Origin of the sequence: Methylophaga sp. UBA5088 (assembly GCF_002414625.1) — a bacterium.
Classification (GTDB): Bacteria; Pseudomonadota; Gammaproteobacteria; order Nitrosococcales; family Methylophagaceae; genus Methylophaga; species Methylophaga marina.
Genome location: NZ_DIAC01000136.1, coordinates 1,573 through 3,646 on the forward strand (window position 1 = coordinate 1,573; position 2,074 = coordinate 3,646).

The following is a 2,074-nucleotide window of genomic DNA, read 5'->3' on the forward strand; positions in this document are numbered from 1 at the left end:
CAATACACAGCGGCTCGCCAGCGTTTGATGCCATTAATAGACAAAGAACCTGATCGCTTAGCCTATCAACTCGCTTTAGCGGATATCGAATTATCTGTGGGCAGAGTAAAAGCAGCACTCGATATTTACGAAGATAATCAGCGATTGTACCCTGATGATCGTGCGCTGACTTTGAATCAGGTCCATGCTCTGTTAAGAACGGCTAGACCTGCAGAAGCGGCGAAGTTATTACAAACACAAATAGAGCTAGGTGAGGGCGGGCGCCAGATATACAGACTGATGGCGCAAGCGAAAGGGGACATGGGGCAAAAAAGTGAGTCACATGCCTGGCTTGCAGAGTACTATTATGAGTCTGGTTTACTCAAAGCGGCTGCAGACCAGCTGCATCTAGCTGCAGAGGCAGCAGGCCGAAATGAGTATCAACTATCAAAAATTGCTTCAAGGTTGAGAGAAGTTGAGAATGCCATGAGCGAAATGGAAAATTAAACGTGATGGAGAATTCAGACAAAAGCCGACGAGATTTTTTAAAGAGTGCTATCTCAGCCTCGACATTGGCATTGGTGGCGAGTTCAGGTTTATTAGCTCCCAAGCGTGTTTTAGCACATTGGCCTGCAGATGCTTTTACGGCAGACACGGTTGAGGATGCGTTATTAGCATTGCTAGGTCAGGCCCAAGATATTCCTGCAGAGAAAGTCAGCTTTAAAGTCGGCTCGCCTCCAAGTTATGCTGTGAATGGTGCTTCGGTACCTTTTGAAGTGCATTCTTCGCTGGAAGATATTGAACGCATAGCTATTTTAGTTGATAAAAATCCTAATCCACTGGCTATGAGTATTGAATTGACGGCCGATGTGAAACTGCCATTCAAGAGCATGATTAAAGTCGCTGAAGATTCAAAAATAATCGCCGTTATCAGAGCGGATGGTAAGTTATATAAAACCTCACGTGATATTTCAGTGGATATTGGAGGCTGTGCTTAATGGCCATTACTGCTAGAGATCGAATTCGTGCGAAGTTGAAAGATGGTGATACCACTGTTCGTTTATTGCTTGCTCACCCAATGCATACGGGAAGAGCTAAAGATGAAAACGGTGAACTGATTCCCGCGGAGTTTATTCAAGATATTCGCTGTTGGCGAAATGGAAATGAAGTCATGGCTTTAAAATGTGGAACCGCTACTGCACGTAACCCGTATTTTTCTTTTCAGTTAGCTGGCGGAGCCGTGGGTGACAAGATCATGATTCGTTGGGTGGATAACCTTGGCGCCAAAGGCGTAACTGAAACTGAGTTACGATGAGTCTTAAATTAAAAGTTAATCTATTTTTTACCGCATTATTATTGCTTTCATTACTGGCAAGTACAGGTGTATTGATATCCAATGCACGCCAATCAGTGCAAGTTGAAGTCGAAGATACAATGAATGCTGCAGCACGATTGATCACCTTGACTTTGGCAGATAAGCCTCTCAATCGCGAACATGGTATTAACGAACAAATTCATGAAATGGTCAAAGCGTTAAGCCAAATCAGAAGTTTACATATTCTGATGTTCGACACACAGGGCTTGTTATTTGAAGGTGAGCCTGATGAAACGCTTAAAGTTGAACCACCAGAGTGGTTTGTGAAAGTACTGTTTCCTGAAATTACACCATTGTCGAAACGTTTTGGCACTGGGCATATGGTCATTTATGCAGCGCCAATGCAGGAAATCAGTGACCGTTGGATGGATATTCGAGGTATCCTGGCTCTAGGCTTAGTCGTTTTTGTGTTTGTCAGTATTTTTCTCTATTGGGGGGTAGACTGGTTTCTACGACCATTGCAGAGATTATTACAGGTACTATCGGCGTTTGAAAAAGGTGATCTGCATCTACGTTTACCTGATTTTAGCTTGGGAGAGATGAATCAGATCAGTCAGACATTCAACCGGATGGGACAAGCGCTTGAATTAAGTATGGCTGAAAATCAACGCTTAGCGATGCTGGTAAGACAGTCTGGTGATGCTATTTTGTCTTTAGATCACGCAGGTAATATCACCTTTTGTAACTCCACAGCTGAACGTTTATTCGCAAAGCAAACCC

3 protein-coding genes and 1 pseudogene are annotated in these 2,074 nt (G+C 43.5%); all 4 read left to right on the forward strand.

From position 1 onward, the window contains the following. Positions 1-486 (forward strand): annotated as a pseudogene (locus tag B4K20_RS16885) (M48 family peptidase); the annotation flags it as partial. A gap of 5 nt (positions 487-491) precedes the next feature. Further along, a complete protein-coding gene (locus B4K20_RS16890) occupies positions 492-977 on the forward strand; it encodes a thiosulfate oxidation carrier protein SoxY (RefSeq protein WP_289244538.1) in 486 nt (161 codons plus the stop codon). Then, positions 977-1,294, forward strand: coding sequence for a thiosulfate oxidation carrier complex protein SoxZ (soxZ, locus tag B4K20_RS16895; protein ID WP_286303792.1), 318 nt, complete (start codon positions 977-979; stop codon positions 1,292-1,294). The genes B4K20_RS16890 and soxZ overlap by 1 nt, the downstream gene beginning before the upstream one ends. Beyond that, on the forward strand, positions 1,291-2,074 hold a 784-nt coding region (locus B4K20_RS16900; protein WP_289283811.1), incomplete at its 3' end, for a HAMP domain-containing protein. The genes soxZ and B4K20_RS16900, both read left to right, overlap by 4 nt.